This window comes from Vibrio sp. R11-SG3-ISO9, assembly GCF_059834255.1.
The window spans coordinates 183,999-209,486 of sequence record NZ_JCBDGU010000009.1 but is presented as its reverse complement, the minus strand read 5'-3'; the positions used below and the strand labels follow the sequence as shown (position 1 = coordinate 209,486).

24 protein-coding genes and 2 pseudogenes are annotated in these 25,488 nt (G+C 44.1%); 12 read left to right on the top strand and 14 right to left on the bottom strand.

Annotation, left to right across the window (positions count from 1 at the left end):
* Positions 1-74 precede the first annotated feature (74 nt).
* Positions 75-593 (bottom strand): transcription/translation regulatory transformer protein RfaH, encoded by a 519-nt coding sequence (rfaH, locus tag AC6R05_RS03550; RefSeq protein WP_032551842.1) that lies wholly within the window; start codon positions 591-593, stop codon positions 75-77.
* Positions 594-1,031: 438 nt separating this feature from the next.
* Between rfaH and AC6R05_RS03545 the strand changes: the two genes are divergently transcribed.
* The gene (locus tag AC6R05_RS03545; RefSeq protein ID WP_150869072.1) at positions 1,032-2,423 is read left to right on the top strand and encodes a peptide MFS transporter; all 1,392 of its coding nucleotides are present in this window, start codon (positions 1,032-1,034) and stop codon (positions 2,421-2,423) included.
* An 84-nt stretch (positions 2,424-2,507) separates the two neighbouring features.
* Here the strand turns inward: AC6R05_RS03545 and hemH are convergent, their stop codons facing one another.
* The 3 genes from hemH to htpG all read right to left on the bottom strand — a co-directional run bounded on the left by hemH (position 2,508) and on the right by htpG (position 6,593).
* Positions 2,508-3,470: a ferrochelatase gene (hemH, locus tag AC6R05_RS03540; RefSeq protein ID WP_150893789.1), complete on the bottom strand. Its 963-nt coding sequence runs from the start codon at positions 3,468-3,470 to the stop codon at positions 2,508-2,510.
* Between the two features lie 219 nt (positions 3,471-3,689).
* Positions 3,690-4,334: an adenylate kinase gene (gene adk / locus AC6R05_RS03535; protein ID WP_032551838.1), complete on the bottom strand. Its 645-nt coding sequence runs from the start codon at positions 4,332-4,334 to the stop codon at positions 3,690-3,692.
* Positions 4,335-4,688: 354 nt separating this feature from the next.
* The gene (gene htpG, locus AC6R05_RS03530; RefSeq protein WP_150869074.1) at positions 4,689-6,593 is read right to left on the bottom strand and encodes a molecular chaperone HtpG; all 1,905 of its coding nucleotides are present in this window, start codon (positions 6,591-6,593) and stop codon (positions 4,689-4,691) included.
* Positions 6,594-6,865: 272 nt separating this feature from the next.
* On the opposite strand from htpG, the pseudogene AC6R05_RS03525 reads away from it, so the two are divergent.
* The 4 genes and pseudogenes from AC6R05_RS03525 to AC6R05_RS03510 all read left to right on the top strand — a co-directional run.
* A pseudogene (locus AC6R05_RS03525) lies at positions 6,866-7,238 on the top strand (winged helix-turn-helix domain-containing protein); the annotation flags it as partial.
* 164 nt (positions 7,239-7,402) lie between these two features.
* Positions 7,403-7,771, top strand: a pseudogene (locus AC6R05_RS03520) (transcriptional regulator); the annotation flags it as partial.
* 1 nt (position 7,772) lies between these two features.
* Positions 7,773-8,288 (top strand): regulatory protein ToxS, encoded by a 516-nt coding sequence (locus AC6R05_RS03515; protein WP_500646600.1) that lies wholly within the window; start codon positions 7,773-7,775, stop codon positions 8,286-8,288.
* Between the two features lie 108 nt (positions 8,289-8,396).
* On the top strand, positions 8,397-8,702 hold the full coding sequence (locus tag AC6R05_RS03510; protein WP_150869077.1) for an Rdx family protein: 306 nt from the start codon (positions 8,397-8,399) through the stop codon (positions 8,700-8,702).
* Between the two features lie 54 nt (positions 8,703-8,756).
* Here AC6R05_RS03510 and yfcE read toward each other — a convergent pair whose 3' ends face one another.
* The 5 genes from yfcE to AC6R05_RS03485 are packed head-to-tail and all read right to left on the bottom strand — an operon-like array spanning position 8,757 to position 11,663.
* Positions 8,757-9,302, bottom strand: a complete 546-nt coding sequence (yfcE, locus tag AC6R05_RS03505; RefSeq protein ID WP_390518845.1) for a phosphodiesterase — start codon at positions 9,300-9,302, stop codon at positions 8,757-8,759.
* Between the two features lie 44 nt (positions 9,303-9,346).
* A complete protein-coding gene (locus AC6R05_RS03500; protein WP_500646599.1) occupies positions 9,347-9,757 on the bottom strand; it encodes a CBS domain-containing protein in 411 nt (136 codons plus the stop codon).
* Complete coding sequence (locus AC6R05_RS03495; RefSeq protein WP_150869079.1) at positions 9,754-10,104, bottom strand: P-II family nitrogen regulator; 351 nt, start codon at positions 10,102-10,104, stop codon at positions 9,754-9,756. The genes AC6R05_RS03500 and AC6R05_RS03495 overlap by 4 nt, the downstream gene beginning before the upstream one ends.
* The gene (locus AC6R05_RS03490; protein WP_500646598.1) at positions 10,105-10,932 is read right to left on the bottom strand and encodes a DUF1538 domain-containing protein; all 828 of its coding nucleotides are present in this window, start codon (positions 10,930-10,932) and stop codon (positions 10,105-10,107) included. It lies immediately after the preceding gene.
* Positions 10,929-11,663: a DUF1538 family protein gene (locus AC6R05_RS03485; protein ID WP_500646597.1), complete on the bottom strand. Its 735-nt coding sequence runs from the start codon at positions 11,661-11,663 to the stop codon at positions 10,929-10,931. The genes AC6R05_RS03490 and AC6R05_RS03485 overlap by 4 nt, the downstream gene beginning before the upstream one ends.
* A 302-nt stretch (positions 11,664-11,965) precedes the next feature.
* Here AC6R05_RS03485 and AC6R05_RS03480 point away from each other — a divergent pair, with 302 nt between their 5' ends.
* The 5 genes from AC6R05_RS03480 to AC6R05_RS03460 all read left to right on the top strand — a co-directional run bounded on the left by AC6R05_RS03480 (position 11,966) and on the right by AC6R05_RS03460 (position 16,555).
* Complete coding sequence (locus tag AC6R05_RS03480; RefSeq protein WP_150869082.1) at positions 11,966-12,880, top strand: TIGR01777 family oxidoreductase; 915 nt, start codon at positions 11,966-11,968, stop codon at positions 12,878-12,880.
* 47 nt (positions 12,881-12,927) lie between these two features.
* A complete protein-coding gene (locus AC6R05_RS03475) occupies positions 12,928-13,755 on the top strand; it encodes an SDR family oxidoreductase (protein WP_500646596.1) in 828 nt (275 codons plus the stop codon).
* Between the two features lie 379 nt (positions 13,756-14,134).
* Positions 14,135-14,989, top strand: coding sequence for a co-chaperone YbbN (locus AC6R05_RS03470; RefSeq protein ID WP_500646595.1), 855 nt, complete (start codon positions 14,135-14,137; stop codon positions 14,987-14,989).
* Between the two features lie 180 nt (positions 14,990-15,169).
* A complete protein-coding gene (locus AC6R05_RS03465; protein WP_032551825.1) occupies positions 15,170-16,096 on the top strand; it encodes an SPFH domain-containing protein in 927 nt (308 codons plus the stop codon).
* Positions 16,097-16,099: 3 nt separating this feature from the next.
* On the top strand, positions 16,100-16,555 hold the full coding sequence (locus AC6R05_RS03460; RefSeq protein WP_500646594.1) for an NfeD family protein: 456 nt from the start codon (positions 16,100-16,102) through the stop codon (positions 16,553-16,555).
* Between the two features lie 54 nt (positions 16,556-16,609).
* Here the strand turns inward: AC6R05_RS03460 and cueR are convergent, their stop codons facing one another.
* The 5 genes from cueR to zipA form a co-directional block, all read right to left on the bottom strand.
* Positions 16,610-17,002, bottom strand: a complete 393-nt coding sequence (cueR, locus tag AC6R05_RS03455; RefSeq protein ID WP_150893775.1) for a Cu(I)-responsive transcriptional regulator — start codon at positions 17,000-17,002, stop codon at positions 16,610-16,612.
* A 540-nt stretch (positions 17,003-17,542) separates the two neighbouring features.
* On the bottom strand, positions 17,543-18,343 hold the full coding sequence (locus tag AC6R05_RS03450) for a DUF2057 domain-containing protein (protein WP_500646593.1): 801 nt from the start codon (positions 18,341-18,343) through the stop codon (positions 17,543-17,545).
* Between the two features lie 83 nt (positions 18,344-18,426).
* On the bottom strand, positions 18,427-19,527 hold the full coding sequence (locus AC6R05_RS03445; protein ID WP_500646592.1) for a porin: 1,101 nt from the start codon (positions 19,525-19,527) through the stop codon (positions 18,427-18,429).
* Between the two features lie 523 nt (positions 19,528-20,050).
* Positions 20,051-22,063 (bottom strand): NAD-dependent DNA ligase LigA, encoded by a 2,013-nt coding sequence (gene ligA / locus AC6R05_RS03440; protein ID WP_500646591.1) that lies wholly within the window; start codon positions 22,061-22,063, stop codon positions 20,051-20,053.
* A gap of 90 nt (positions 22,064-22,153) precedes the next feature.
* Positions 22,154-23,170 carry a cell division protein ZipA gene (gene zipA, locus AC6R05_RS03435; RefSeq protein WP_500646590.1) on the bottom strand — a complete coding sequence of 339 codons (1,017 nt, stop codon included), beginning with the start codon at positions 23,168-23,170 and terminating at the stop codon, positions 22,154-22,156.
* Positions 23,171-23,403: 233 nt separating this feature from the next.
* Here zipA and cysZ point away from each other — a divergent pair, with 233 nt between their 5' ends.
* Together cysZ and cysK are read left to right on the top strand one after the other, a co-directional pair.
* Entirely contained in the window at positions 23,404-24,159 is a 756-nt protein-coding gene (cysZ, locus tag AC6R05_RS03430; protein WP_032551818.1) for a sulfate transporter CysZ, read from the top strand.
* Between the two features lie 227 nt (positions 24,160-24,386).
* Positions 24,387-25,355: a cysteine synthase A gene (cysK, locus tag AC6R05_RS03425; RefSeq protein ID WP_032551817.1), complete on the top strand. Its 969-nt coding sequence runs from the start codon at positions 24,387-24,389 to the stop codon at positions 25,353-25,355.
* The last annotated feature ends 133 nt before the right edge of the window (positions 25,356-25,488 follow it).

Sequence of the window (25,488 nt, the reverse complement as noted above, 5' to 3'; positions counted from 1 at the left end):
AAACCAGCATTCTAGAAAATCAAAAAAGGCGCTCATAGCGCCTTTTTTTATTATCCAATGATTCGAAAGTCAGATTAGATACGCGCTGCTAGTGCTGCATTCTCAATGCTCACCGGAACCACTTGACTGATCATCTGTACCAGCATTATGGAGCGTGCTTCACCATCTTTTTCATGGTAAACCGCCTTGATACCTGCAAACTGACCACTGCAGATCTCAACCACATCACCTGCTTGATAGTCTGGACACAACTGCGGACAATCATCCACTGGGTAGCCCTGACACTCTCGTTCAATCTGCTTCAGTTCGTAAATCAGATCACCTTGGACCTCATGTGGCATCGCGCCAAATTTTATGAAATCCACCACGCCTCGTGTTGAACGCAACGTAGTAAAGCTTGGGCCCTGTTCATAGTCAAATCGAACAAAAATGTAAGAAGGAAACAGCGGCTCTTTGACACGCTTCTTTTTTCCTCTAACAACTTTTTCGACTTCAAGTTGAGGATAGAAACACTCTACCCCCTGATTTTCCATATGCTGCTTCGCTCGGAGTTGCTCTCCTCGCTTACAGTAAAGTAGATACCAACGTTTCATTTTCCTAGCCATTTTGTATTTTTTTTACATCTTAACATAGCCAAATTCGGATTAACTCACGTTAATGACATGAATTGCTTATCACTAACAAATATTGCGGAATAGACCAATTAATCAACAAAAATAACTTTATCGATAACCACAACCCGAATTATACAGTAAAGCGTACCCAAAAATACAGAGCAAAATACATACGCTTACAAATCACAAATTGTTACTTACAAGCTAAAAAGCCATCAATAACACCTTGTTCAATAATGGAAAATTAGTTTGCAGCACATAAATACCGTCCAGCATTTCCAATAAAACCAAACTAAATCATCTACTTAACAAATTTTAATTGTCATCACTATAAAAACACCCTATTGCAGCTTTTTATCTGGGTATGTATACATGAGTGACTATAAAATCTTTTAATATCTAAAATTAGTAAAACTTATGCCAAACACACACAACATCTTCGGCCACCCAAGAGGGCTGTTTCTACTCTTTAGTACAGAGCTGTGGGAGCGCTTCTCCTACTATGCAATGCGTGCCATCCTTGTTCTGTTTTTAACAGATACCACCATCAATGGCGGCCTAGGTTGGTCAACCAAAGATGCATTGGATCTTTACGGTATCTACACAGGCCTTGTTTACATTACCCCACTTATTGGTGGTTGGATTGCAGACAACTACCTAGGTCAACGTAAATCTATTCTCATTGGTGGCGTGTTGATGGCATTGGGTCAGTTCACTTTAGCACTACCTAACGGCTTTATGGGATTAGACCAGGTGAGCGCACTTTACCTTGGCTTGGCTCTGCTGATCAGCGGTAACGGCATGTTCAAGCCAAACATCTCAACTATGGTTGGCGACCTTTATCAAGAAGGCGACAACCGTCGTGACGGTGCATTTACTATTTTCTACATGGGCATCAACCTAGGAGCACTGCTGGGTGGTCTAATTTCTGGTGCGGCTGTGGATTCATATGGTTGGAAAGCCGGTTTCCTTGCTGCAGGTATCGGTATGGTCATCAGCCTTGTTATGCAAATGACAATGGCCCAATCTTGGTTAGGCGATATCGGCTCCGTACCAGCGGCTGCTCGTGCAAAAGCGCTAAGTAAATCGAAAGAAAAAGCGCCGCTGACTAAAGAAGAGTTCGATCGACTAAAAGTTATTTTGATCATGGGTCTGTTCGTGATTGTTTTCTGGGCTGGCTTTGAACAAGCGGGTGGCCTAATGAACATCTACACTCAGCAATATACTGACCGTATGATTGGCGATTTTGAGGTGCCAGCTGCTTGGTTCCAATCTCTAAACCCATTCTTCATTATTACGCTAGCACCAATTATCGCTGCATTTTGGGTGAAACTAGGCAAGCGTGAACCAAACTCACCAGTCAAGTTTGCTATGGCACTATTCTTCTTAGCTCTTGGCTTCGTTTGTATGATCGGTGCTGTTATGGAACAAGGTGGCGATCTGAGCGTTAAGACCTCAATGCTATGGTTAGTTGGCGCGTTCTTCTTCCATACTCTTGGTGAGTTGTGCCTATCGCCGATTGGGCTATCACTAGTAACGAAACTGGCTCCTCTTCGCCTCGCTTCTTTGATGATGGGTGCATGGTTCGGTTTCAATGCGATCGCAAACTATGTAGCTGGTCTAGTGGGTTCTCACGTAGGTGAGCTAGGTGCAATGGCTATCTTTAGTGGTATTGCTATCTCAGCAACGATTAGCGGTGTGATTCTACTTCTTTGTGCGAATAAGCTGGTTGCTTGGATGCATGGTGTCGAAGGCAACCCTGTGAATACCGAGTCAGAAGAGACTAGTGCACAAACTTCGCTAGCTTAATACTAGACTCAACAAACAGAAGATAAATAAAAAGGAGTTGCTCTGTGAGTCACTCCTTTTCTGTTTTTCAATAATGCCGTTTAACTATCGATGCATCTCGACGAGTTCTGCCATCATTTGGATATGTTCATCATTGTCGTTGAGACACTTAATGTAGCTGAAGGCTTCGCCACCAGCTTCAATGAAGGTCTCTTTACATTGATCAGAGATCTCTTCCAATGTTTCTAAGCAATCTACAGAAAACGCCGGAGCCATAATATCGAGCTTCTTAATACCTTGCTTTGGCAACTCTTCTAACGTTTCGTCGGTATATGGCTTAAGCCACTCTTCACGACCAAAGCGCGACTGATACGTCATGGTAATCTTGTCTGCAGACAAACCAAGCTCTTGAGCTAACAGCTCGGTCGTTTGCTCACAATGTTGAGGATAAATATCGCCTTGGTCAGCCAAACGCTTCGGAATACCGTGGAAAGAACAAACAAGATGGTCACCTTGCCCATTTTCACGCCAATGCTTTCTCACACTCTCAGCCAGAGCTTTAACGTAGCTTGGGTGACTGTAGTAATCACGGATAAATCGGTAGCCCGGTATCACTGGCAGTTGCTTGAACGCTTTGGTCAGTCCATCAGAAACAGCAGCTGTCGTTGTACCAGAATATTGAGGGTAAAGTGGCAATACAATGACCTCTTCGACACCTTGCGCCATCAGGGCTTCAATACCTGATTTTAGACTTGGGTTGCCATAAGTCATACCAAGCGCGACTGGCATCTGCAATTTATCTTGTAGCTTAGCGACCTGACGTTGGGAGTAAACCAACAAAGGCGACCCTTGATCCATCCACACAGATTGGTAGAGCTTTGCAACTTTAGGTGAGCGGATTGGTAAGATCACGCCATGAAGAATCGGGCACCAAAGCCAGCGAGTGAGGCTTACAACTCGCTTGTCATGCAGAAATTCGCTTAAAAAACGGCGCACAGCTGCAGGAGTTGCTGCATCAGGTGTCCCTAAGTTCACCAACAACACACCCTGCTTTTTTTTATTTTCCATAGATACCTGAGACCATTAATGAAATTTGGAAAGCTTTATACTCAGCCAGTTACTCTTGGGATCACCTTGATATGCCTATTCAGATTCCCAGCTCGTTTTGTGTAATCTAACAACCACTTTAGCGATTACATAATCGAACCTGACTGAGCATCAATATAAAAAAAGCGACCTAACCGGTCGCTTCCAATATATCAAATAATAAAACTGGCTGTTAGCCAATTATGCTAGTGCTTTCTCAAGTTCTGCACTAACTTCAGCAACTTGCTTAGTACCGTCGAATTTAAGGTACTTAGTGTTACCGGCTTCAGCTTCTTTACCGTAGTAAGCGATAAGTGGTGCTGTTTGCTCATGGTAAACACCTAGACGAGCACGAACTGTTTCTTCTTTGTCGTCATCACGTACAACTAGCTCTTCACCAGTTACGTCATCTTTACCTTCTTCTTTAGGCGGGTTGTACACAACGTGGTATGTACGGCCAGAAGGAAGGTGAGCACGACGACCAGCCATACGCTCAACAATCACATCATCAGCTACGTCGAATTCAACAACGTAATCTACAGCGATACCCATCTCTTTTAGGCCATCAGCTTGTGGGATTGTGCGTGGGAAACCGTCAAGTAGGAAACCTTTTTCGCAGTCATCTTGAGCGATACGCTCTTTGATTAGACCAAGGATAATTTCATCAGAAACTAGCTGACCAGCGTCGATTACTGATTTAGCTTGCTTACCAAGCTCAGTACCCGCTTTGATAGCAGCACGTAGCATGTCACCAGTTGAAATTTGAGGGATACCAAATTTGTTCATGATGAAGTTTGCTTGAGTGCCTTTACCCGCGCCAGGAGCACCTAGAAGAATGATGCGCATGTTTAATCCTCTTATAAAATTATGATTTATACCGAAGCTCACTATTTGATTCCACAGTTGACGAATAGAGTTCGAAAACTGCAAAAATAAGCACAACGGTAAGTTTCGGTATAACGTTTAAAAATCATACAGGTAGAAACCAATTTAACGATTGCTACCCGATTAGGTCGAGCATTCTACCACATTAATATTCATTATGGCTGAATTTAAGACTAAAGAATGTAAGGTTGAAGATCGATGCCTCACTCCTTGACATTTTTTAACCTAATGGCGACCGTTCAACGACGTTCATTAAAAAAGCCCGCATTTGCGAGCTTTTTAATACAATTAGACTTTTAGCCCAAAGTCGAAAGCTTAGCGTTTCGACAACAGTTCATTGATTGCACCTAAGAACTGTGATGGATCTTCCATTGAGCCCTTTTCTGCCAACATTGCTTGACCAAGTAGAAGCTCAACCCAGCGACCAAACGCTTGTTCGTCCGCTTCATCAGCCATTTGCTTAACAAGTGCATGTTCAGGGTTAATCTCGAAGATGTATTTCACTTCAGGTGCCGCCTGACCAGCAGCTTCAAGAAGCTTCGCCATTTGCGTGCCCATTTCGAAATCATCGGTAACAACAACTGCTGGTGTGTTTGCCAGCTTGAACGTTGTACGAACCTCTTTAACACGATCACCTAGGTAAGATTGAGTGCGCTCGATAACAGACTTGAACTCTTCTTCTGTTTCTTTCTGCTTCTCTTTCTCTTCTTCACCTTCGAACTTGCTTAGATCTAGGCCAGCCTTAGTGATAGATTGGAACTGCTTACCGTCGAATTCAGTTAGGTAGTTCATCAAGAATTCGTCGATACGATCAAACATCAGTACCACCTCAATCCCTTTCGCTTTAAATTGCTCTAGGTGAGGACTGTTCTTCGCTGCTGTGTAGCTGTCTGCCGTCAAGTAGTAGATCTTATCTTGACCTTCTTTCATACGCTCAACGTAAGACGCGAGGCTGATTGCCTGTTCAGAAGACTCCACTTCCGTTGAAGCAAAGCGCAGTAGGCCGGCAATCTTCTCTTTGTTTGCCATGTCTTCTGCTGGGCCTTCTTTCATTACTAGGCCAAACTCTTTCCAGAACTCTAGGTACTTCTCGTTGTCATTTTTTGCCATGCGCTCAAGCATAGTAAGTACACGCTTGGTACATGCACCACGAAGAGACTGAGTTACCTTGTTATCTTGCAGGATTTCACGTGATACGTTCAGCGGTAGATCGTTTGAGTCAATCAGGCCGCGTACGAAACGCATGTAAGATGGCATAAATTGCTCTGCGTCATCCATGATGAACACACGTTGTACATAAAGCTTTAAGCCGCTCTTGTGGTCACGGTTCATCATGTCCCAAGGTGCTTTAGATGGGATGTAAAGCAGGCTTGTGTAGTCGTTTTTACCTTCAACTTTGTTGTGGCTCCAAGTCAGAGCGTCAGCAAAGTCGTGAGAAACATGCTTGTAGAACTCTTGGTACTCTTCTTTAGTAATGTCTGACTTATTGCGAGTCCAAAGCGCTTGAGCTTTGTTGATTTGCTCCCACTTCTTCTCTTCGGTGTCTTTACCTTCGTCATCTTTGACTGCGGTTAGAATCGAAACTGGGATGCCGATATGGTCAGAGTATTTGCTGATTACATCGCGTAGACGCCATTCATTTAGGAATTCTTTACCTTCGTCGCGCATGTGAAGGATGATGTCAGTACCACGAGACTCTTTTGAGATGGTCTCAATTGTGTACTCACCTTCACCCGCAGAGTGCCATTGAACCGCTTCGTCGTTTGCTAAGCCAGCAGCGCGAGTACGAACAGTTACTGCGTCCGCAACGATAAATGCCGAGTAAAAACCAACACCGAATTGACCAATCAACTGAGAGTCTTTGCTTTGGTCTTCAGAAAGCTTAGAGAAAAAGTCTGCTGTGCCTGATTTTGCAATCGTACCTAAATGCTCGATCACATCTTCGCGACTCATACCAATACCATTATCCGAAATGGTTAGGGTGTTTGCGTCAGCATCGAAAGAAAGCTTCACGCCAAGATCTGCATCGCCTTGGTACAAATCACCGTTTGATAATGCTTGGAAACGCAGCTTGTCTGCAGCGTCAGATGCATTTGAGATCAGTTCACGAAGGAAGATCTCTTTGTTTGAATATAGTGAGTGAATCATCAAGTGAAGCAACTGCTTAACTTCTGATTGAAAGCCACGAGTCTCTTTATTTTGCGTTGCTGTTTCGCTCATTTTTACTCCAAAACATCTATACTTTAAACGTCAAAATCGGAAGGATGTTCTGTTTGTCCCCCCAGCATGTTCATTAACATGAGGATGACAATTGTAAATTCAAGGTCAAAAATCATAAAAACACTGTTTTTTTGATCTGTTTTTATTATGCTAAGGATCATAAATATAAAAGAACATAAAAGAATCATGATTTAGATGGAATTGAAGCTGAATTCCTTCGCAATTTGTCTATTTCGCATCCAAAAAACCACTCAAAAACATAGAAGAGTTCAATGAGCAATATCGGCACAAAGTTTATTCTCGCGCAGCGATTTGTATTTGACCCTAATAGTAATTCCCTCGTTGATCAGACCAACGAAGGCGAGATCGTTCGTTTAGGCAGCAATGAAAGCCGCATTCTCCTTATGCTTTCAGAAAGACCGAACGAAGTGATCACTCGAAACGAACTTCACGAATACGTATGGCGCGACCAAGGTTTCGAGGTTGATGACTCAAGCCTAACTCAAGCAATCTCTACGCTGCGTAAAATGCTCAAAGACTCAACCAAATCCCCTGAGTTTGTAAAGACTGTGCCCAAGCGCGGTTACCAGTTTATTGCTACCGTAGAACGTTCAGCGCCGTTTTCATCAAGCGATCAAACCGCTTCAATTGAAAAACAAGAGGTTGCAGCGGAAGCTGTGAGTTCGACACAGACTCCAGTTGAAGAGGCCGTTGAAGCAGCACCTGTTGAGCCAATTGCCTCTCCAACGCCAGCCGCTAAGCCTGAAGTCCCTAGCCAAAATGCTAACGCTAATGCAGCTTCACCTGCTGAAAATAAATGGCTATATCGCGCACTGTGCTTCCTAGCGATTCTACTGCCGATCTTGGTAGTAACTTTCACGAATCCTGCTGAGTCTGAGTTTAGAACATTGACAGAAGTAGACGGCGTTCAGATCCAATCACCAATTAATCACCCAGATTTATCGGGCTGGATTCCTGCGATTGAAAAATGTGTCACGCACTACAATGCAGAGCATGGTGGTCAGCTCAAGCCGACACAGATCATTGCGACTGGCGGCCAAACCAATAACTTGGCTCTTAACTACATCCATGCGCAAGAGTACTCAAGTGAGAACATCACACTAAGACTTTACGCTAACCAAACTGACCTAAGTGAAATTTGTAAGGGTGACCAGTAATATGAAATTGAAAATCTCACTCGCGTTACTCGTAGCTTCTGCACTACTCAGCGGTTGGTTGTATTGGGGTAGCGATGCCAAGGTTGAGCGACTTTTAACTGCACATGAGTGGCAGTCAAAGATGGTGACGCTCATTACCGAAAACAAGCAAGAAGACACGATTGGTCCATTGCGTAAGGTAGAGCTATCTTCAAATGCTAAGTATCTACCAAACGGCACATATCTAAGAATGTCGATTGTTAGACTGTACGGCACAGAAACCGCACCTGCCAATGTCATCAACATTTCAGAGACTGGACAGTGGGACATCAACGACAACTACTTACTAGTATCACCAACTGAGTTTAAAGATGTGACTTCGGCGCAGCGCCAAGACTTCTCACAACAGCAGCTGGATTTGATCACTCAAGTCATCAAAATGGATGCTGAGCAAAGTAGAAGAATTGATATCGTAAATCCAAAGGCACTGTTATTAACTAGCTTGAACCACGGTTCTACAGTATTGTTTTCTAACTAAGTCACTCAATAATTACGATAAAAAAGGGGCATGACGCCCCTTTTTGCTATCTATGACTATGTGTTTAGTAAAACTAACGAATCCATACCATCGATGAGAGAACACGACATGGAACAATCTACTCTTAATCAAGCTTCTGATAAGCCAACAGTCACTATCTATTACTGCCGCCAGTGTAATTGGATGTTGCGCGCTAGCTGGTTATCTCAAGAGCTTCTGCACACCTTTAGTGAAGAGCTTGGCGCAGTAACGCTTTGTCCAGATACAGGTGGCCGATTCGAGATTTTTTGTAACGGAGTACAAATTTGGGACAGAAAAGCCGAAGGTGGGTTCCCTGAAGCAAAAATACTCAAACAGAGAGTTCGTAATATTATTGCTCCAGAGCGAGATTTGGGCCACGTCGATTCAAAATAATCTCAGACCCTGTATTTCAGACTGGGTTATAAAGTGGCTTAAAAGCGGGTTCTCTTACAGAGCGCCGCTTTTCAACACTTCGCCATCGAAACTCACGACCGAAAACAATCCGTTTTCATAGAGACCATAACTGGCTGGGTGGCCATCACGAGGAAAGGTGACAGAGCTTGGATTAAAGATGAAAATTTCATCTTGGTACTCTGCAACTGGGATATGAGTATGGCCATGAGCAATAACGTCACCTGAATTCAATGGCGGACGCTTGTTGGTGTTATACAGATGACCATGAGTCAAAAAGATACGCTGTCCTGTAGGCAACAACACCCACGAGTAATCCATCATCATAGGGAAAGAAAGCAGCATCTGATCCACTTCACTGTCACAGTTACCTCGTACTGCAATAATCTGCGAAGCAAACTCATTTAATTTATCCGCAACAGCTGGAGGATTGTAACCTTCAGGAACTGGGTTTCTTGGCCCATGGTTTAGGGTATCGCCCAATAGCACTAAGTATTGGGCACCGGATGCCTTGTATAGCTCTAGCACTTTTTCAGTCGCTGGTAGCGAACCATGTAAGTCTGAAGCAAAAAATAATTTCACGCGCACATCTCCATAAAAACTATGGGCCTATTGTACGGTTACACTTACTTCACGTCATCCTTCGCCATGCCATTTATCACGATATTATTGTAACTGACCATGCCGATTATTTTTCCCTCTTGAATTACCGGAGCTCGGCTCACACCGAAACGTTCAAACAATCGAGCGCAATACTTAACATTCATATCCGCTGATACACTCAACGCAGGCTTAGTCATGATTTCGTAGATATTAGTCCGTTGCGGCGCTCGATTCTTGGCCAAGACCTGTTTAGCAATATCATTCATCAACACAATACCGTACTCATCACCATCGTGACGTTTATCAACGATGAGCGCTTTGACCTGATGCTGCCTAGCTAACCTGATCGCTTCATCAACGGTGATCAATCCATCCACAATAATGTAGGTATTCGCCATTACGTCAGCGACGCATATTGTTTGTTGTTCGCTCATAGCTTGTCCTCAACAACCTTGGTTAATGTTTCAACTTGGTGGGCTACGCCGACGGCATCCTCAACGTCGATCTGTACCGCAATCCCCTGTCCCGATTCTTGGTCGAATTCGCCCACCTCACTGATGGTTTCTAGAATATGGCGAGACAAGTGCTCCTCAACGACAAACAAAACTACGTCTTTTTGAACCTCTAGCGTTAACCCAAAAAATGTTCGCTTTTGATTAAGCCCTTCTCCACGAGCATTGCTGATCACCGTTGCGCCTGTCGCCCCAGCACCGCGCGCCGCATCAAGGACGATGTCCGTCTTACTGTCTTCAACAAAGGCTAAAATGAGTTTGAAACGCATCTACTGCTCCTTATATTCTTGTGGTTGAACTTCTTGTGGCTGAGCGTTCTTTGGTTCTGTCTGCTGTGATTGATTGAGCCATTGAGTGATTTGTGCGTAACACATGACAGAAATAATGGGGAAGAGGCTGGCAAAGGCGATCAAACCAAAGCCGTCTATAACTGGGTTTCGACCAGGCACAGTCGAAGCCAAACCGAGCCCTAATGCGGTAACCAAAGGTACTGTAACCGTGGATGTCGTTACACCTCCTGAATCATATGCCAGGGGCACGATCAGCTTCGGTGCATAAAATGTCTGAATGACCACCACCACATAGCCACAGATAATGTAGTAATGAATAGGATCGCCCGCGACAATCCGATAGCTCCCTAAAGAGATACCAATAGCCACCCCTAACGCGACGGCAATACGTAACCCATTGACGCTAATACTGCCACCAGAGACCTGATTCGCCTTAATTGCAACAGCGATAAGTGAAGGCTCGGCAATCGTGGTACTAAAGCCAATAAAGAAAGCGAAAAGATAGACCCAATAATAGTCGAACCAGCCAAGCTGCTGCCCATCGCTGAATTTAAAGTTACTCAAAAAGTCTGGAGCCGTCAGCTGCATTGCCATCGTCTCTCCCAATGGGAACAAGGCAAGTTCTAGCCCCATTAAGAAGAGCGTTAAACCCAGTATGACGTAGAAAAAGCCAAGAATGACTCTCATCAGATTGGTAACCGGCTTACGGAGAACGGCCAACTGAAAGCCGAAAATGATAGCGGCAATCGGGATCACATCTGTCACAGTGCCTAAGAATGTATCGAAAAATAGATTCAGACTCATCATGCGATCACCATCCCATATACCATCACAAACATCATTGGTAGTAGAGAGGCGAAGGCAATCAGACCAAAGCCATCAATCATAGGGTTACGGCCTTTTATCGAAGAAGCCAGCCCAACCCCTAACGCTGTTACAAGAGGGACGGTAATAGTTGATGTGGTTACCCCACCCGAGTCATAGGCGATACCGATTATGTTTTCTGGTGCAAATGCTGTCAGAATGACGACGCCCACATAGCCGCCAATGATCATGAAATGGATCGGCCAACCTTTCAGGATACGCAGCACGCCAAGCACGATCGCTAGTCCAACAGAGAGAGCTACTGTGACACGAAGGCCATTAGCATACTCTTCCATCTCTTGGTTAGAATTAGGAATCATCCCACCTTCTGCTGCGACTTCTGCAGCCTCATCAGCGACCGCTGTCAATGCGGGTTCAGCGATAGTGGTGCCAAAACCCAAACAGAACGCAAAGATCAACAGCCACATGACGCTACCCTTGCGAGCAAACGCCTGTGCCATCGACTCACCAATAGGAAAGAGCCCCATTTCCAATCCAAAAATAAAAAAGGTCAACCCCAGTACAACGAGTAACAGACCACTTAAGATTGAAAATAGATTTGGGAGTGGCTCTTGCAGCACCACCAGCTGAAAGAATGCAATAACAACGACAATGGGCAGCAAATCTCTTAGGCTACCGAGCATGGCTTTCATCAAAGCAAGTATCGCTGTCATCAAATCTCCTTGGCTATCGAGTTAGTGCGGGCAAATTAACCACACAGTGAGTGTCACTTCTCAAATAAGCATGACAAATTATCCTTCGTTGTTATGTGACTCGCATTAAGCACTCAGTAACATATTGAAACATTTTCGCTAAACTGTGAACACAACCACCCACTAAAGTTAACGCGCAATCTATTCCACTCTTTGCGCTATCACATGAATGAAACCTTATGATCGTTATATAGTTTTCTGCGTATTGGTTGGCAGACTAAAACAAGCCGGGTCTATAATTAATAAATTAAGAGGAGGTTGGTATGAAGATATTGTTGACGGGTGGCACTGGGTTTATTGGCTCAGAATTGATCAAAAGCTGGCAGACAGACGAAGTGACACTGCTCACTCGAGATCCGTCAAAAGCACAGAGCGCACTCAGCCACCTCAATCAAAATAATCTTCACTACATCACATCGTTGGATGAGCTTTCTGATCTGAATAACTTTGACGCGGTTATAAATTTAGCTGGTGAACCCATTGCCGATAAACGCTGGAGCTCACAACAGAAAGAGCGTATCTGTCAAAGTCGTTGGCACATTACCGAGAAAATCGTGGAACTGATTCACGCAAGTACTAACCCACCGAGCGTGTTTATTAGTGGGTCCGCCGTCGGTTATTACGGCGATCAACAAGAACACCCTTTTGACGAGGCTCTGCATGTTTCAGACGATAGCTTCCCGCATAAGGTGTGTGCGCACTGGGAAGAAATAGCCAAGCGTGCTCAATCAGAAAACACCAGAGTCGTGCTACTCAGAACGGGGATTGTCTTGGGAGAACACGGCGGCGCACTAAAGAAAATGCTACTGCCGTATAAGCTTGGTTTGGGTGGGCCGTTAGGTTCAGGTAACCAATATATGCCCTGGATCCACCTTCTCGATATGATCCGAGCAATCAACCACTTACTCAACACCCCCCACGCTCAAGGGGAATTCAATATGTGCGCCCCTCACCCTGCCACCAACAAACAGTTCAGTCGCACCCTAGCCAAGCAGCTTGGTCGACCACACATCTTATTCACACCGAAGTGGGCTATGTCATTAATGATGGGCGAATCCTCATGCCTACTGTTTGACAGCATTCGCGCTAAACCAAAGAAACTCACTGAAATGGGCTTTATATTCAGTTACTCAAGAATTGAACCTGCATTGAAAAACTTGTTACAACATCAAGACTAATTCCTTTAACCTAGGGAAAGGTAACAGACCCTAGGAAAGGAACCCCCGTGACGAAATCAATATTGATTACTGGATGCTCAACCGGTATTGGCTACACCTGTGCTCACGCTCTCAAACAACGAGGCTTTCATGTGATTGCGTCGTGCCGCAACGAGCAAGATGTCATAAAACTCCAGCAGGAAGGGTTAGATTGCATTCAACTCGATCTCAACAGTGAACAGAGTATTGAGCGAGGTATAGAACAAGCATTCGAGTTAGCTCCTAATGGCCTATATGCCATATTTAATAATGGCGCTTATGGCCAACCGGGCGCGTTAGAAGATCTACCAACGCAAGGGTTACGCGACCAATTCCAAACCAATTTCTTCGGCTGGCATCATCTGATTCGCTTAGTGCTTCCTAGTATGCGTGAACGTGGTGAAGGGCGAATCATTCAAAACAGCTCAGTGCTTGGTTTTGCAGCTATGAAATATCGGGGGGCTTACAACGCTTCTAAGTTTGCAATTGAGGGGTGGACAGATACTCTTAGGCTTGAACTTCATGGTAGCGGTATCCACATTTCCTTGCTTCAGCCTGGTCCGATTGAGACGGAGTTTCGACGCAACGCTCTGGTCGCATTCAATCGTTGGATTAACCCAACCAGTAGTGTCCACAGTCAGTACTATCAGCAGCAGCAACAGAGATTGGAAAACGAAACATCCGGCAACCGTTTCGTGCTTCCTCCTGAAAGCTGTGTTGAGCCTGTCTATCATGCGCTCACCGCCAACAAACCCAAACTACGCTATCGAGTCACGACACCAACAAAGGTCTTTGCGATCCTAAAACGCCTGCTACCTAACCGCTGGCTGGATCCGATTTTACGTAGAGCAGCCTAACAACAAATAATCGAATAAATCGCAAAAATAATGTAACGATGTAATTTGTTCGTAACAATAAGATGTCATGATTCACATCGTAGCATCAAGCGCCCCTGCTTGATGTATCCATTGAAGGTACATTCATGACTCTTAACACCTTAAACTGGGTTGGTGTGAGTGTTGCCATCACCCTATTTTTACTGTTTTGAGTACTAACAGGGATCGCACCTCCAACCTGATTGGTAAATGACGCTATGCTTTCGCGCCCTAATAAACGGCGCCGAAAACGTAGCGTTTTTTATTATTAGCCACTGATTTCTCTTATCCTTTTCACCTTGAAATTACGATGATTGCCCCCATAGTGTTATTAGCACTCAATTAAACTCAAGGAACGCCGATGCAATCGCCGCATATTGTTGAACTCAATGAACAGAACTTTCGTCAGGTATTAGAAGGTTCGATGCAGACACCTGTTCTGATCCATTTTTGGGCACCAATGAGCCAAGAGAGCGCTCAGATCATCCCTGATCTGCAAACGCTTACCCAGCAGTACAATGGTGCATTTACCTTGGCATTACTAAACTGCGAGCAAGAACAAGCGATTGCGAGCCAATTTGGTGTGCAAGCACTGCCTACTATTGCTCTATTCGTTAATGGACAACCAGTAGACGGCCTGGGTGGTCCACAAACTTTAGAAGCGATTGTTGGCATGCTAAGCAAGCATCTTCCTAGCCAAGATGAATTAGCGCTTCGTCAAGCTTTGGAGCAGATGCAAGCAGGCGAACACCTACAAGCCCTGTCTGCAATGCAGCAGTTGCCAGAAGAACTCACCAATAAAGGCGAAGTGAAACTAGCGATTGCCGAATGTCTTCTAGAAACGCAACAGTTTGAATTGGCGGAAGCACAACTCGCTGCTATCCCGCTAGAATACCAAGACAACTACTTCAAAGGCTTAGTCGCAAAACTCGAGCTGCATAAACAAGCTGCCGATAGTCCTGAGATTCAAGCATTAGAAGCGAACCTACAAGCTAACCCTAGCGATGCGAAAATCGCTGCGGAACTCGCACTGCAATATCACCAAGTCAATCGAAGTGAAGAAGCGCTTGAGTTGCTGTGGTCATATCTAGTGAAAGACTTAAACGCACTAGACGGCGACATGAAGAAGAGCTTTATGGATATTCTAAGTGCACTTGGGCAAGGTAACGCCAGTGCGAGTAAGTACCGTAGACAGCTCTACTCGCTACTCTACTAGGCTCAATTACTGCGTAAACACTCAATAATTGAGCGAGCCAATTAAGCAATAAAAATTCAAAATGGGCCATAAAATCAATGTTTTATGGCCCATTTCTCATTTATAAATTTGCTCAGAGTACAAAATTAAGCCACTATCTTTAAAAGTAAAATTGAAGACTCGTTTAAACAAGGATTTTGTATGGCTATTGATACTCTGATTACTATCGGCGGCTTCACCGTTGTTGCCCTTCTATTTATTTTCGCTGGTGTAAAAACTGTCCCTCAGGGGAACAACTGGACCGTTGAACGTTTCGGTCGTTATACCCACACTCTCAAACCTGGTTTGAATTTGATCATTCCATTCATTGATAGCATTGGTCAAAAGATCAACATGATGGAGCGTGTATTAGATATTCCAGCACAAGAAGTTATCTCTAAAGACAACGCGAACGTTGTTATCGATGCTGTCTGTTTCGTGCAGGTGATCGATGCGGCAAGAGCTGCTTATGAGGTTAACGATCTTGAGCACGCAATTCGCAACCTAACGCTCACTAACATTCGTACCGTCCTTGGCTCAATGGAACTGGATGAAATGCTAAGCCAACGTGACATGATCAACAGCAAGCTATTAAACATCGTTGATGAGGCCACCAACCCTTGGGGCGTAAAAGTTACTCGTATCGAGATTAAAGATGTGCAACCACCAGCAGATCTGACTGCAGCAATGAACGCACAAATGAAAGCTGAGCGTAACAAACGTGCTGACATCCTAGAAGCGGAAGGTGTGCGACAAGCTGAGATCCTGAAAGCTGAGGGTCACAAGCAGTCAGAAATCTTAAAAGCAGAAGGTGAAAAGCAAGCGGCTATCCTTCAAGCAGAGGCACGTGAGCGTGCTGCAGAAGCAGAAGCGAAAGCAACGGAAATGGTATCTACGGCGATAGCCCAAGGTGACATGCAAGCGGTAAACTACTTTATCGCACAGGGTTATACCGATGCGCTTAAATCGATTGGCCAAGCAGAAAATGGTAAGATCATCATGCTGCCACTAGAAGCATCGGGGCTAATGGGCTCAGTTGCGGGTATTGCTGAAATGTTTTCTCACAAAGGAACAAATAACAAGGAGTAGCTGATGATTGAACTATTAGATCAGGTGAACCACTGGCACTGGCTTGCTTTTGGCTTACTGCTACTTGGATTAGAGCTATTGGGCACTGCAGGGTACTTTCTCTGGATTGGCATCTCAGCAATGATTGTCGGTGCGCTGCTTGGTGCTTTACCGCTGAGCTGGCAAATGCAATGGCTCTCTTTCGCCAGTTTCTCTCTAATCACCACTTGGTTATGGTGGCGCCGACAACTAAAAAGTGATCGTAAGTCAGATAAAGCTCGAGTTCTCAATCAGCGCGATAAACAGTTGATAGGAAAGACTACTCGATTGGAAGATGATATTCAGAAAGGTAAATGTCGAATCCGACTCGGCGATACAACTTGGTCAGCCATTACTGCGACTGACATAACCGCAGGAACCGAAGTAGTGGTCACAGCGGTTGATGGCATAGTTCTCACTATCGCACCAGCCAACAAGTAATCACTAGGCCATTAGAATGTACGTGAACACTACGTACGGTTCTAATGGCCTAATCTATTGCTCATCGACCAGATCATTAATTATCGGACAATGACTGTTAGTATCTCCAGGACACTTCTCAACCCACCCCTCTAATGTTGTCTTGATCGCCATCAAATCCGCAATTTTTCGATTCACTTCATCAAGCTTACTTTGAGCCTTAGCTTTGACATCTGCACTTTCTCGGCATGGGTTGTCAGCTAAAGCGACCAATTCTTTACACTCTTCTAAAGAAAATCCGGCGCTTCTTGCCTTGGCAACCACGCTCAACTCTTTTAATTGCTTCTGAGTGTAGGTTCGATAGCCGTTTTCTGAGCGCATCGGCTCTGAAATCACGCCTTTATCTTCGTATAGACGAATCGACTTCGTGGATAGGTTAGTTAGCTTAGCAACTTCACTTATATTCATGATATTACTCAAATCATTAGCAGAGTAAGGCCGTTTTCCTCACTCATAAATCATCATATTACGCTCAAATCATACACCCAAATACACTCGAGGCGTAGCAAAGATAATAAGAGAAAATAAAGCTTGCGAATTATGGTCAGTTTCACTGACTTTTGAATTAAACGAGCAAATTTCGACAAATGGTTGCTACGCAATTTCAATAAGTTACTGATTAATTTAGCCAAACTATCGAACGTTATTTTTCATAAGAAATTTTTATATTTTTTTGATCTTTGCGAAATAGTTCACATACTAATGAGTATCTCTTATTTGAAGGGATTTTAAGTGAGGTGTCATTATGAAATATTTTTTAGCATTTGCGTGTAGTTTACTTTTTAGTTTCTCTGTATCGGCTCAGAATCCAGGAAATTCCGCTTCAGGACCTCTGGTTAATTGCGAATTAAATGGTCACGTCGATTACGTTCCTATTGTTATTTGCAAACACAGCAATGGTACGGTTCTAGATTAAAAAAAGGAGCCGTGGGCTCCTTTTTCTCAATTCTATAGTAGCTGTTTAATTATTGCCTTTCTCTCATCTATTGTGGCTTTCTCAAACCAGTAACTAAACATTTCCGCTTCTTTTGAACCTGTTAGTGACTGAATTTCAGAAGAAGAACGGTTTTCAACAGCCCAGTTTAGAATTTCACTTTTCTCGGTTGCTGGCACTTCTTCAAACCAGTAAGTCGACATCTCAACAGGTTTAGATGCATTAGCAACAGGCTGTTCAGGTTGAGCAGCAGCAACAGGCGCAGAAACCATAATAGCAGGAGCTAAAGTAGTGCCTGAAGCGCTAGTGTAAATAGTCTCGATATATTCTTTAGGTACGATGAAGGTAGTGCTTAAAACCCCGCCTTGTCCTTCAAGGGTAAACTCAAGGCCACTTTGTCTTGCTTGTTGAACGTCTTTTTCTGTCAAAGGAAAGGTAAAGTACTGTGTTCTAGTGCAGTGCTCGCTGCAGCTTTCTCGTGACACTTGGGTGCTGTTAATATCTAGTGACTTACCATTGAAATTAACAGTGGAATATTCTTTGTAGCTTTGGAAGTAGCTTACATCCATTGTTATTAATGATTCAGGCGTAGCGTTGTTAGATACCTTGTAGTTGTAGGTAAAGTACAGCGACGACTTTAAAATATCTGCTCCAACATTAGCTTTGCTATCCGGAGAGTATGATTGACCTGTAACCTCGATGTATCCATTTTTAGGAGTTATCTCTGCTACAGAATTTTCAAAGTTGCTTTTAGAATCTAGTGAACTACAAGCTCCCAAAAATAATGACAATACTGCGATACTTACTTTATTCATTATGCTTAATTCCTCATATTCACTATGTAAAAACGCTGGTAAAGCAACTTACCAGCGTTCGTTTATCTCACTAAGACAATATCTTAGAAGCCGTATTCAAGACCGATACGAGTTACGATATCTGTATCAGCATCACCTACAGTACGACCTGCGATTCGTAGGTAAGGTACAAAGCCGTTGTGTACAGCCATCAACTGACCAGAAATAGTGTTGCTATCTGTGTTAGCTTCTTTTTTACCGTTTAATTCAGACTCAAGGTTAGCTGCGTAGCCAAGTTTGAAACCGATTGGGCCGTTCCAGTATTGACCAATAATTGAGTAAGAATCTTGAGTTTGTTTACGTGTACCGTTATCTAGCTCTTCGCCTTTATATGCTGCAGCAATACCAAAGCCTGCTGGTAGGCTCGCTTCAAAACCAACAATGTATGCAAATGTATCATCTTTATAACCAGGTACTACTGGGTTTTGTACTGGGTTACCAGTATCGTCAAGTTCCCAGTCACCACCTGTTTCTTCAACAACACGAGTACCAGATTCTACTGCGCCCATTAATGTTACTTTTTCGAATGCGTATTTTGCACTTGCACCAAAGAATTCAGCGTCACGTGTTGCAACACCACCGCCGTTGTCATTGTCATCACGACCAACAGAAGCAGCAAAAGAGAAACCACCAAACTTAGCTGAATCGTAACGAACTTGGTTAGATTGGCGATCGTAGTGGCCATTGATGCCACCCCAATCGAATACAGAACCTAGACCTGGGTTAGAGAACGGCCAGTCAACGATTTCGTATAGAGGAGTTAGAACACGACCAACACGCAGGTTACCCCAGTCGCCAGATGCACCGATGAAAGTATCACGGAAACCTAAAACACCACCCGATACACCACCGTGAGACCAGTCAGTGCTATCTACATAGCCTGATTCGATTTGCATCGTAATCGTTACGTCTTCAAACATCGCTTTGTGAGCACGGAAGCCGATACGAGATTCGTTTTCTACAACGAAACCTGAGCTAGAGTCGTTGTTATCAGTCGTGTTGTAGTTCACAAGAGAGATAGCTGCAACCCCGTAAACATCAACGTTGAAGTCCGAGTTGATACCTACTTCTTTAGCCATTGCGCCAGTAGAAATCATTGCTACTGCCGCACCTAATAGAGTGCGCTTGAAAATTTTGTTGTCCATGGAATAAAACTCCTAAAAATGGATATAGCTGTTTGATTATTTCTCACCTAAAGTTGGCCGCCGTAGAGAGAAATACCTTTTCTTGTTTAGAACCTCTAACCGCCCGAGGCTCTTTTTCCTTACTGGGTATACACTGCGTGCATCCATGTCACTAAGACTAACTTTGCCCTTAAAAAGATCAATGAGAACTTAATTTTCATCTAAAAAAATATGAGTTGGTGCAAATTTATCTATGACTTAGTGATCCCGATCGACAAAATCCAAACCTTTTAAAAAATCAAAACTAAAATATTAAAAATCAACAACTTAAAAATCACCTCACTTTATAAAAAGTGATATAACTCGCAAATAAACAAGCGACAGAACGGTATTTTATTATTATTGAGCAAGCTCACAGTCCCAAAATCAGACTTAATATAGCTACAAATTTTTCTTCAGATAAAAAGAGCAAGACTTAATGCCCAAATACAAAGAAGGCACTCCACATTGGGAGTGCCTTTTAGCTTTTTTTAGAGCAGTTTAATTATGAAAGTAGGTCAATTAAGTCTTGCTCATTTCTTATTTCGATACCCAAATCTTGTGCCTTAGTGAGCTTAGAACCTGCCGCTTCACCAGCAAATAAGATGTCTGTTTTCTTAGAAACGCTGCCTGTTACTTTTGCACCCAGTGCTTGTAGCGCTGCTTTAGCTTCGCTGCGTCCTAATTGAGAGAGGGAGCCCGTCAAAACTACCGTCTTACCTTCAAGTGGTAGTGACTGCCCTTCTACAGGCGCTTCTATTGCTGGCCAAGTGAGCCCTAGCTCTAGAAGTTTATCAACCACTTCACGGTTCTTCTCTTGGGAGAAGAAGCTGGTAATGTGACTAGCAACAATATCACCGATATCTTGCACTTCTATGAGTTGTTCGTGAGTCGCAGTCTGAACCATATCAAGCGACTTAAAGTGCTGAGCAAGGTTCATTGCCGTTGCCTCACCAACCTCTCTAATACCCAGAGAGTACAAGAAACGAGCTAGCGTCGTTTCTTTCGCTTTGGTCAGTGCATTCACCACGTTTTGCGCTGATTTCGGTCCCATGCGGTCTAGTACCGTTAAGACACCAGCACTTAACTTAAAGAGATCAGCTGGGGTTTCAACCATTTCACGGTCAACCAACTGCTCAATCACTTTCTCGCCCAAGCCGTCAACATCCAGTGCTTTACGCGAAACAAAGTGCTTGAGCGCTTCTTTACGTTGCGCCTGACACACTAGTCCGCCTGTACAACGAGCCACAGCTTCACCCTCTACACGTTCGACAGCAGAGCTACACACAGGGCAAGCTTCAGGGAAAACAATCTCTTTTGCAGTCTCAGGGCGACGCTCCGCCACTACAGCAACAATTTGAGGGATCACATCACCGGCACGGCGAATAATCACACTGTCCCCGACCATAACGCCTAAACGTTCTATTTCATCAGCGTTATGCAGAGTCGCATTACTTACCGTTACACCGCCAACAAACACAGGCTCCAGTTTCGCTACTGGTGTAATTGCACCCGTTCGACCGACTTGGAACTCTACGTCGTTAAGTAACGTGATCTCTTCTTGTGCCGGGAATTTGTAAGCTATCGCCCAGCGCGGAGCTCGAGCAACAAAGCCTAAAACCTCTTGAGCCGCAATATTATCGACTTTGATCACTACGCCGTCGATCTCATAGGCTAACGCGTCGCGGCGAGCCATAATATCTTGGTAGTATGCTTTAACGTCATTTAATGAGCTCAGTTGCTTAGTCTCTGGGCACATAGGTAGGCCCCAGCTCTTCAACTGAAGAAAACGTTGATAGTGGCTACCTGAAAGCTCAGCACCTTCAACAACGCCAACGCTATAAGCATAAAACGCTAACGGACGCTTAGCCGTAATACGAGAGTCTAACTGACGTAGGCTGCCTGCCGCGGCGTTACGAGGATTTACAAAAACCTTTTCTCCTTTCTTCTGTGCTTGTTCATTCAGTTTGTCGAATCCCGCTTTCGGCATAAAGACTTCGCCACGCACCTCAATACGTGTCGGCCATCCCTCACCTTGAAGCTTGAGTGGAATTGAGCTAATGGTACGAACGTTTTCAGTGATGTTCTCACCGGTTGTACCATCACCACGAGTGGCTGCTTGAACAAGCGTGCCGTTTTCATAAAGAAGACTCACCGCTAATCCATCTAGCTTTGGCTCACAACAGAATGTTGTTAGGTCAGCCAGAGGGGCGCGATCAGACATACGCTTGTTAAATGCGTCTAAATCTTCATCAGAGAAAGCATTGTCTAAAGAGAGCATCGGAATTTCGTGTGTCACTTGGGTAAAGCCATCTAATGGTGCTCCACCAACACGCTGACTTGGCGAGTCAACGGTGACCAGTTCTGGGTTTTCTTGCTCAATCTTCAGCAGTTGCTGCATTAATCGATCATATTCTGCGTCAGGGATCTCTGGGCTATCCTCAACGTAATAGCGAACGGCATGATAGTGCAGAGTCTCTTTTAACTGCTCTAAAGTACTTTGAATGGATTCTTTCATATCATTCTCTGTCAGATTGAAATATCAAAAAGGGCCCCATCAGGAGCCCTTTCTATCATTATAGATTAACTGTAAGGCTTACATTGTCTACTAAGCGCTTTGATTAGCCATAAAGTCTCGAATTTGTTTGCGGTAATCAGACAAGCGGTTTGGCGTCATCAGGTTTCTTGACTCATCCAATACGTTACCGCCCAAATCGTCAGCAATTTGTTGTGCTGCGCTCAACATAACATTGAAGTTCTGATCAGCCTGACCGTAACAAGGCAGCGTCATAAAGAACGAAATGCCTTTGGTTGTGAAGTCTGCAGGGTTGTCGTGTTCTAACGTACCTGGCTGCATCATGTTCGCGACACTAAAGATCACTTTCGGTGTCTCTGCAGCTTCAGCAAAGCAGTGGTAAATAGACATCTCACCATAGGTTAGTCCATTGTTTTCCATACTGCGGAAAAGCTCAGTACCTACAAACGGCGTTTCACCGGCACAATGTACATTTAGTACAATCACTTCCAAGCCCATGTCATCTTCTTGTGCTTCTTGAGGTGCAGCAGTTGCCGCTTCAACGGTTGGTGCTGTGTCTTCTTGTTGCAAATTCTGTTGGACAGGCTGAGTGTCAAACTCAGGCTCTTGCGACATAGCGCCGTAATGCTCTTTAAAGTCAGCGTGGCTCTCTTTTTGCTCTTCGGTTAACTCAAAGCTTGGGACAACTGGCTCAGCGGGTGCCTCTGTTTGAAATTCTGGCTCTTCTTTAACAGGAGTCTCAACACTGAAAGATGGTAGATCGTTGAGCTCAAGATCCTCTTGCTCACTTTTCGCCGATGGGCTTGAAGTCAGCGGATCTGAATCAATCAATGGGTCTGCATTTGTTGGTGATACAGCAAAGTCCGGTTCTTTACGCTCTTTACGAATGATCTCGAAGTCGTCTTCTGGCGCGAAAGAGCGCTCTGGCATGGCGCCCACGTCATCTAAGCTGTCGTTGTCGAGCTTGCCAAGTGGCTTATCACCAAATTTGGCTTTCCCTTCTTTTTTACTCGTCCACAGTCCGTGGAACAATAATGCGGCGATCGCTAATGCGCCAACAATAATGAGTACAAATCGCAATTCCTGCATTTTTCGCTCTCAGCTTTCATAGTCACCCTGAATTTTCAGGTCGCTATATCAGTTAGGTTAATTTGACCAATCTCACTACTGTATCAAAAGTAGCTACTGTTTTAGAACAACTTAATACAATAAGTTCCTCAGTTGATGTGATTTTCACCACGCTTTTTTTCTTAATATCGGTCGAGTACACTATAGGTGTTTGCTATTTAACCAACTCCCCTTATGTGAGCTGATATTCCAATATGACTAATTTATCGATTCCTCGCTCTGGCTTCGGCTATTTCATTTTCGGCGCTAAAATCGCTCTTTCTCCAAGTATCCGTAAATTCGTACTGATGCCCTTATTAGCTAACGTATTGTTGGTTGGTGGCGCGTTGTTTTACATCTTTTCTAACCTCAATACTTGGATTGATGGCTGGTTAGAAGGCCTTCCTAGCTTTCTCACTTGGTTGACTTATGTTTTGTGGCCTCTGCTGGCGCTGACCATTCTTGCCACCTTCTCATACTTCTTTAGTACCTTAGCAAATTTCATCGCCGCCCCATTTAACGGCTTACTATCAGAGAAAGTAGAAGAACTTTTAACGGGCAAAAAAGTGAATGACGATGGCTTAATGGACGTGGTTAAAGATACGCCGCGTATCCTAGCTCGTGAATGGCGCAAGCTGGTTTACACACTACCAAAAGCAATCGGGCTTTTCTTATTGTTGCTGATCCCAGCTCTTGGTCAAACTGTCGCGCCGTTTTTGTGGTTCATTTTTACAGCGTGGATGCTGGCAATTCAATACGCAGATTACCCGTTTGATAACCACAAAATCAGCTTTGATGATATGAGAAGCTCACTGAAACAAAAGCAAGGTAAGAGCTATGGATTTGGAGCATTGGTTTCTATTTTCACAACCATTCCAATCCTTAATCTGATTGTTGTACCTGTAGCAGTATGTGGCGCGACTGCTATGTGGGTATCAGAACACAAAGGGCAATTTACTCACCTTCGCTAACCTCTTCTACTATTAGCAGAACTCTCGCCCATTTTGTTGAATCACTGATTTCTATCAAAATGGGCGTGCATTCTGCTACATATCTATATGATATAACTTTTTAATCCTTTTACCTTTTTTTCAACTTGTTTAATCTAAATTCAAGTTAAACAAACATTGAAATAAACGGGACGACTAAGTCATTGATATGCCGCGTTTAGTTCTGTCATCAAATGAAGGAATATTCCATGAGCAAGATTTACGAAGATAACTCCCTTACGATCGGTAACACACCACTGGTTCGTTTGAACAAAGTAAGTAAAGGTAATGTACTAGCGAAAGTGGAGGCTCGTAACCCAAGCTTCAGCGTTAAGTGTCGTATCGGCGCGAACATGATCTGGGAAGCTGAAAAAGCTGGCACTCTTAAGCCAGGCGTAGAGCTTGTAGAACCAACAAGTGGTAACACTGGTGTGGCACTTGCTTTCGTTGCAGCTGCTCGTGGTTACAAACTAACGCTAACTATGCCTGAGTCAATGAGCCTTGAGCGTCGTAAGCTACTTAAAGCACTAGGTGCCAACCTTGAGCTAACAGAAGCGGCTAAAGGCATGAAAGGCGCGATCGCAAAAGCAGAAGAAATTGTTGCAAGCGATCCAGAGAAGTACCTACTTCTTCAACAATTCAACAACCCTGCAAACCCAGAGATCCATGAGAAGACTACTGGTCCTGAAATCTGGGAAGCGACTGACGGTGAGATCGATGTATTTGTAGCGGGTGTTGGTACTGGCGGTACGATTACTGGTACAAGCCGTTACATTAAAGGTGAAAAAGGCAAAGCAATTACTTCTGTAGCGGTTGAGCCAGCAGAATCTCCAGTGATTGCCCAAGCGCTTGCAGGCGATGAAATTCAGCCAGCACCACACAAAATCCAAGGTATCGGCGCAGGTTTCATCCCTGGTAACCTTGATTTAGAGCTTGTAGACCGTGTTGAGTCGGTGACTTCAGAAGAAGCAATTGAAATGGCACAGCGCCTAATGGCTGAAGAAGGCATCCTAGCTGGTATCTCTTCTGGTGCAGCAGTAGTTGCAGCAAACCGTCTAGCGGAACTACCTGAATTTGCTGGGAAAACAATTGTTACAGTTTTACCAAGCTCAGGCGAGCGATACCTCAGCACAGCCCTATTCGCCGGCATTTTTACCGACAAAGAGAACCAACAGTAATATGTGGTCAAATCAATATTTGGTCTAAAAAAGCCCCTAATTGGGGCTTTTTTGTTGATCCCTGCCTCACCTTTGGTAATATCACCCCTGTTTTATTTTTCGCTTCAAAATAAAAGAAGCAATAAACCAGATT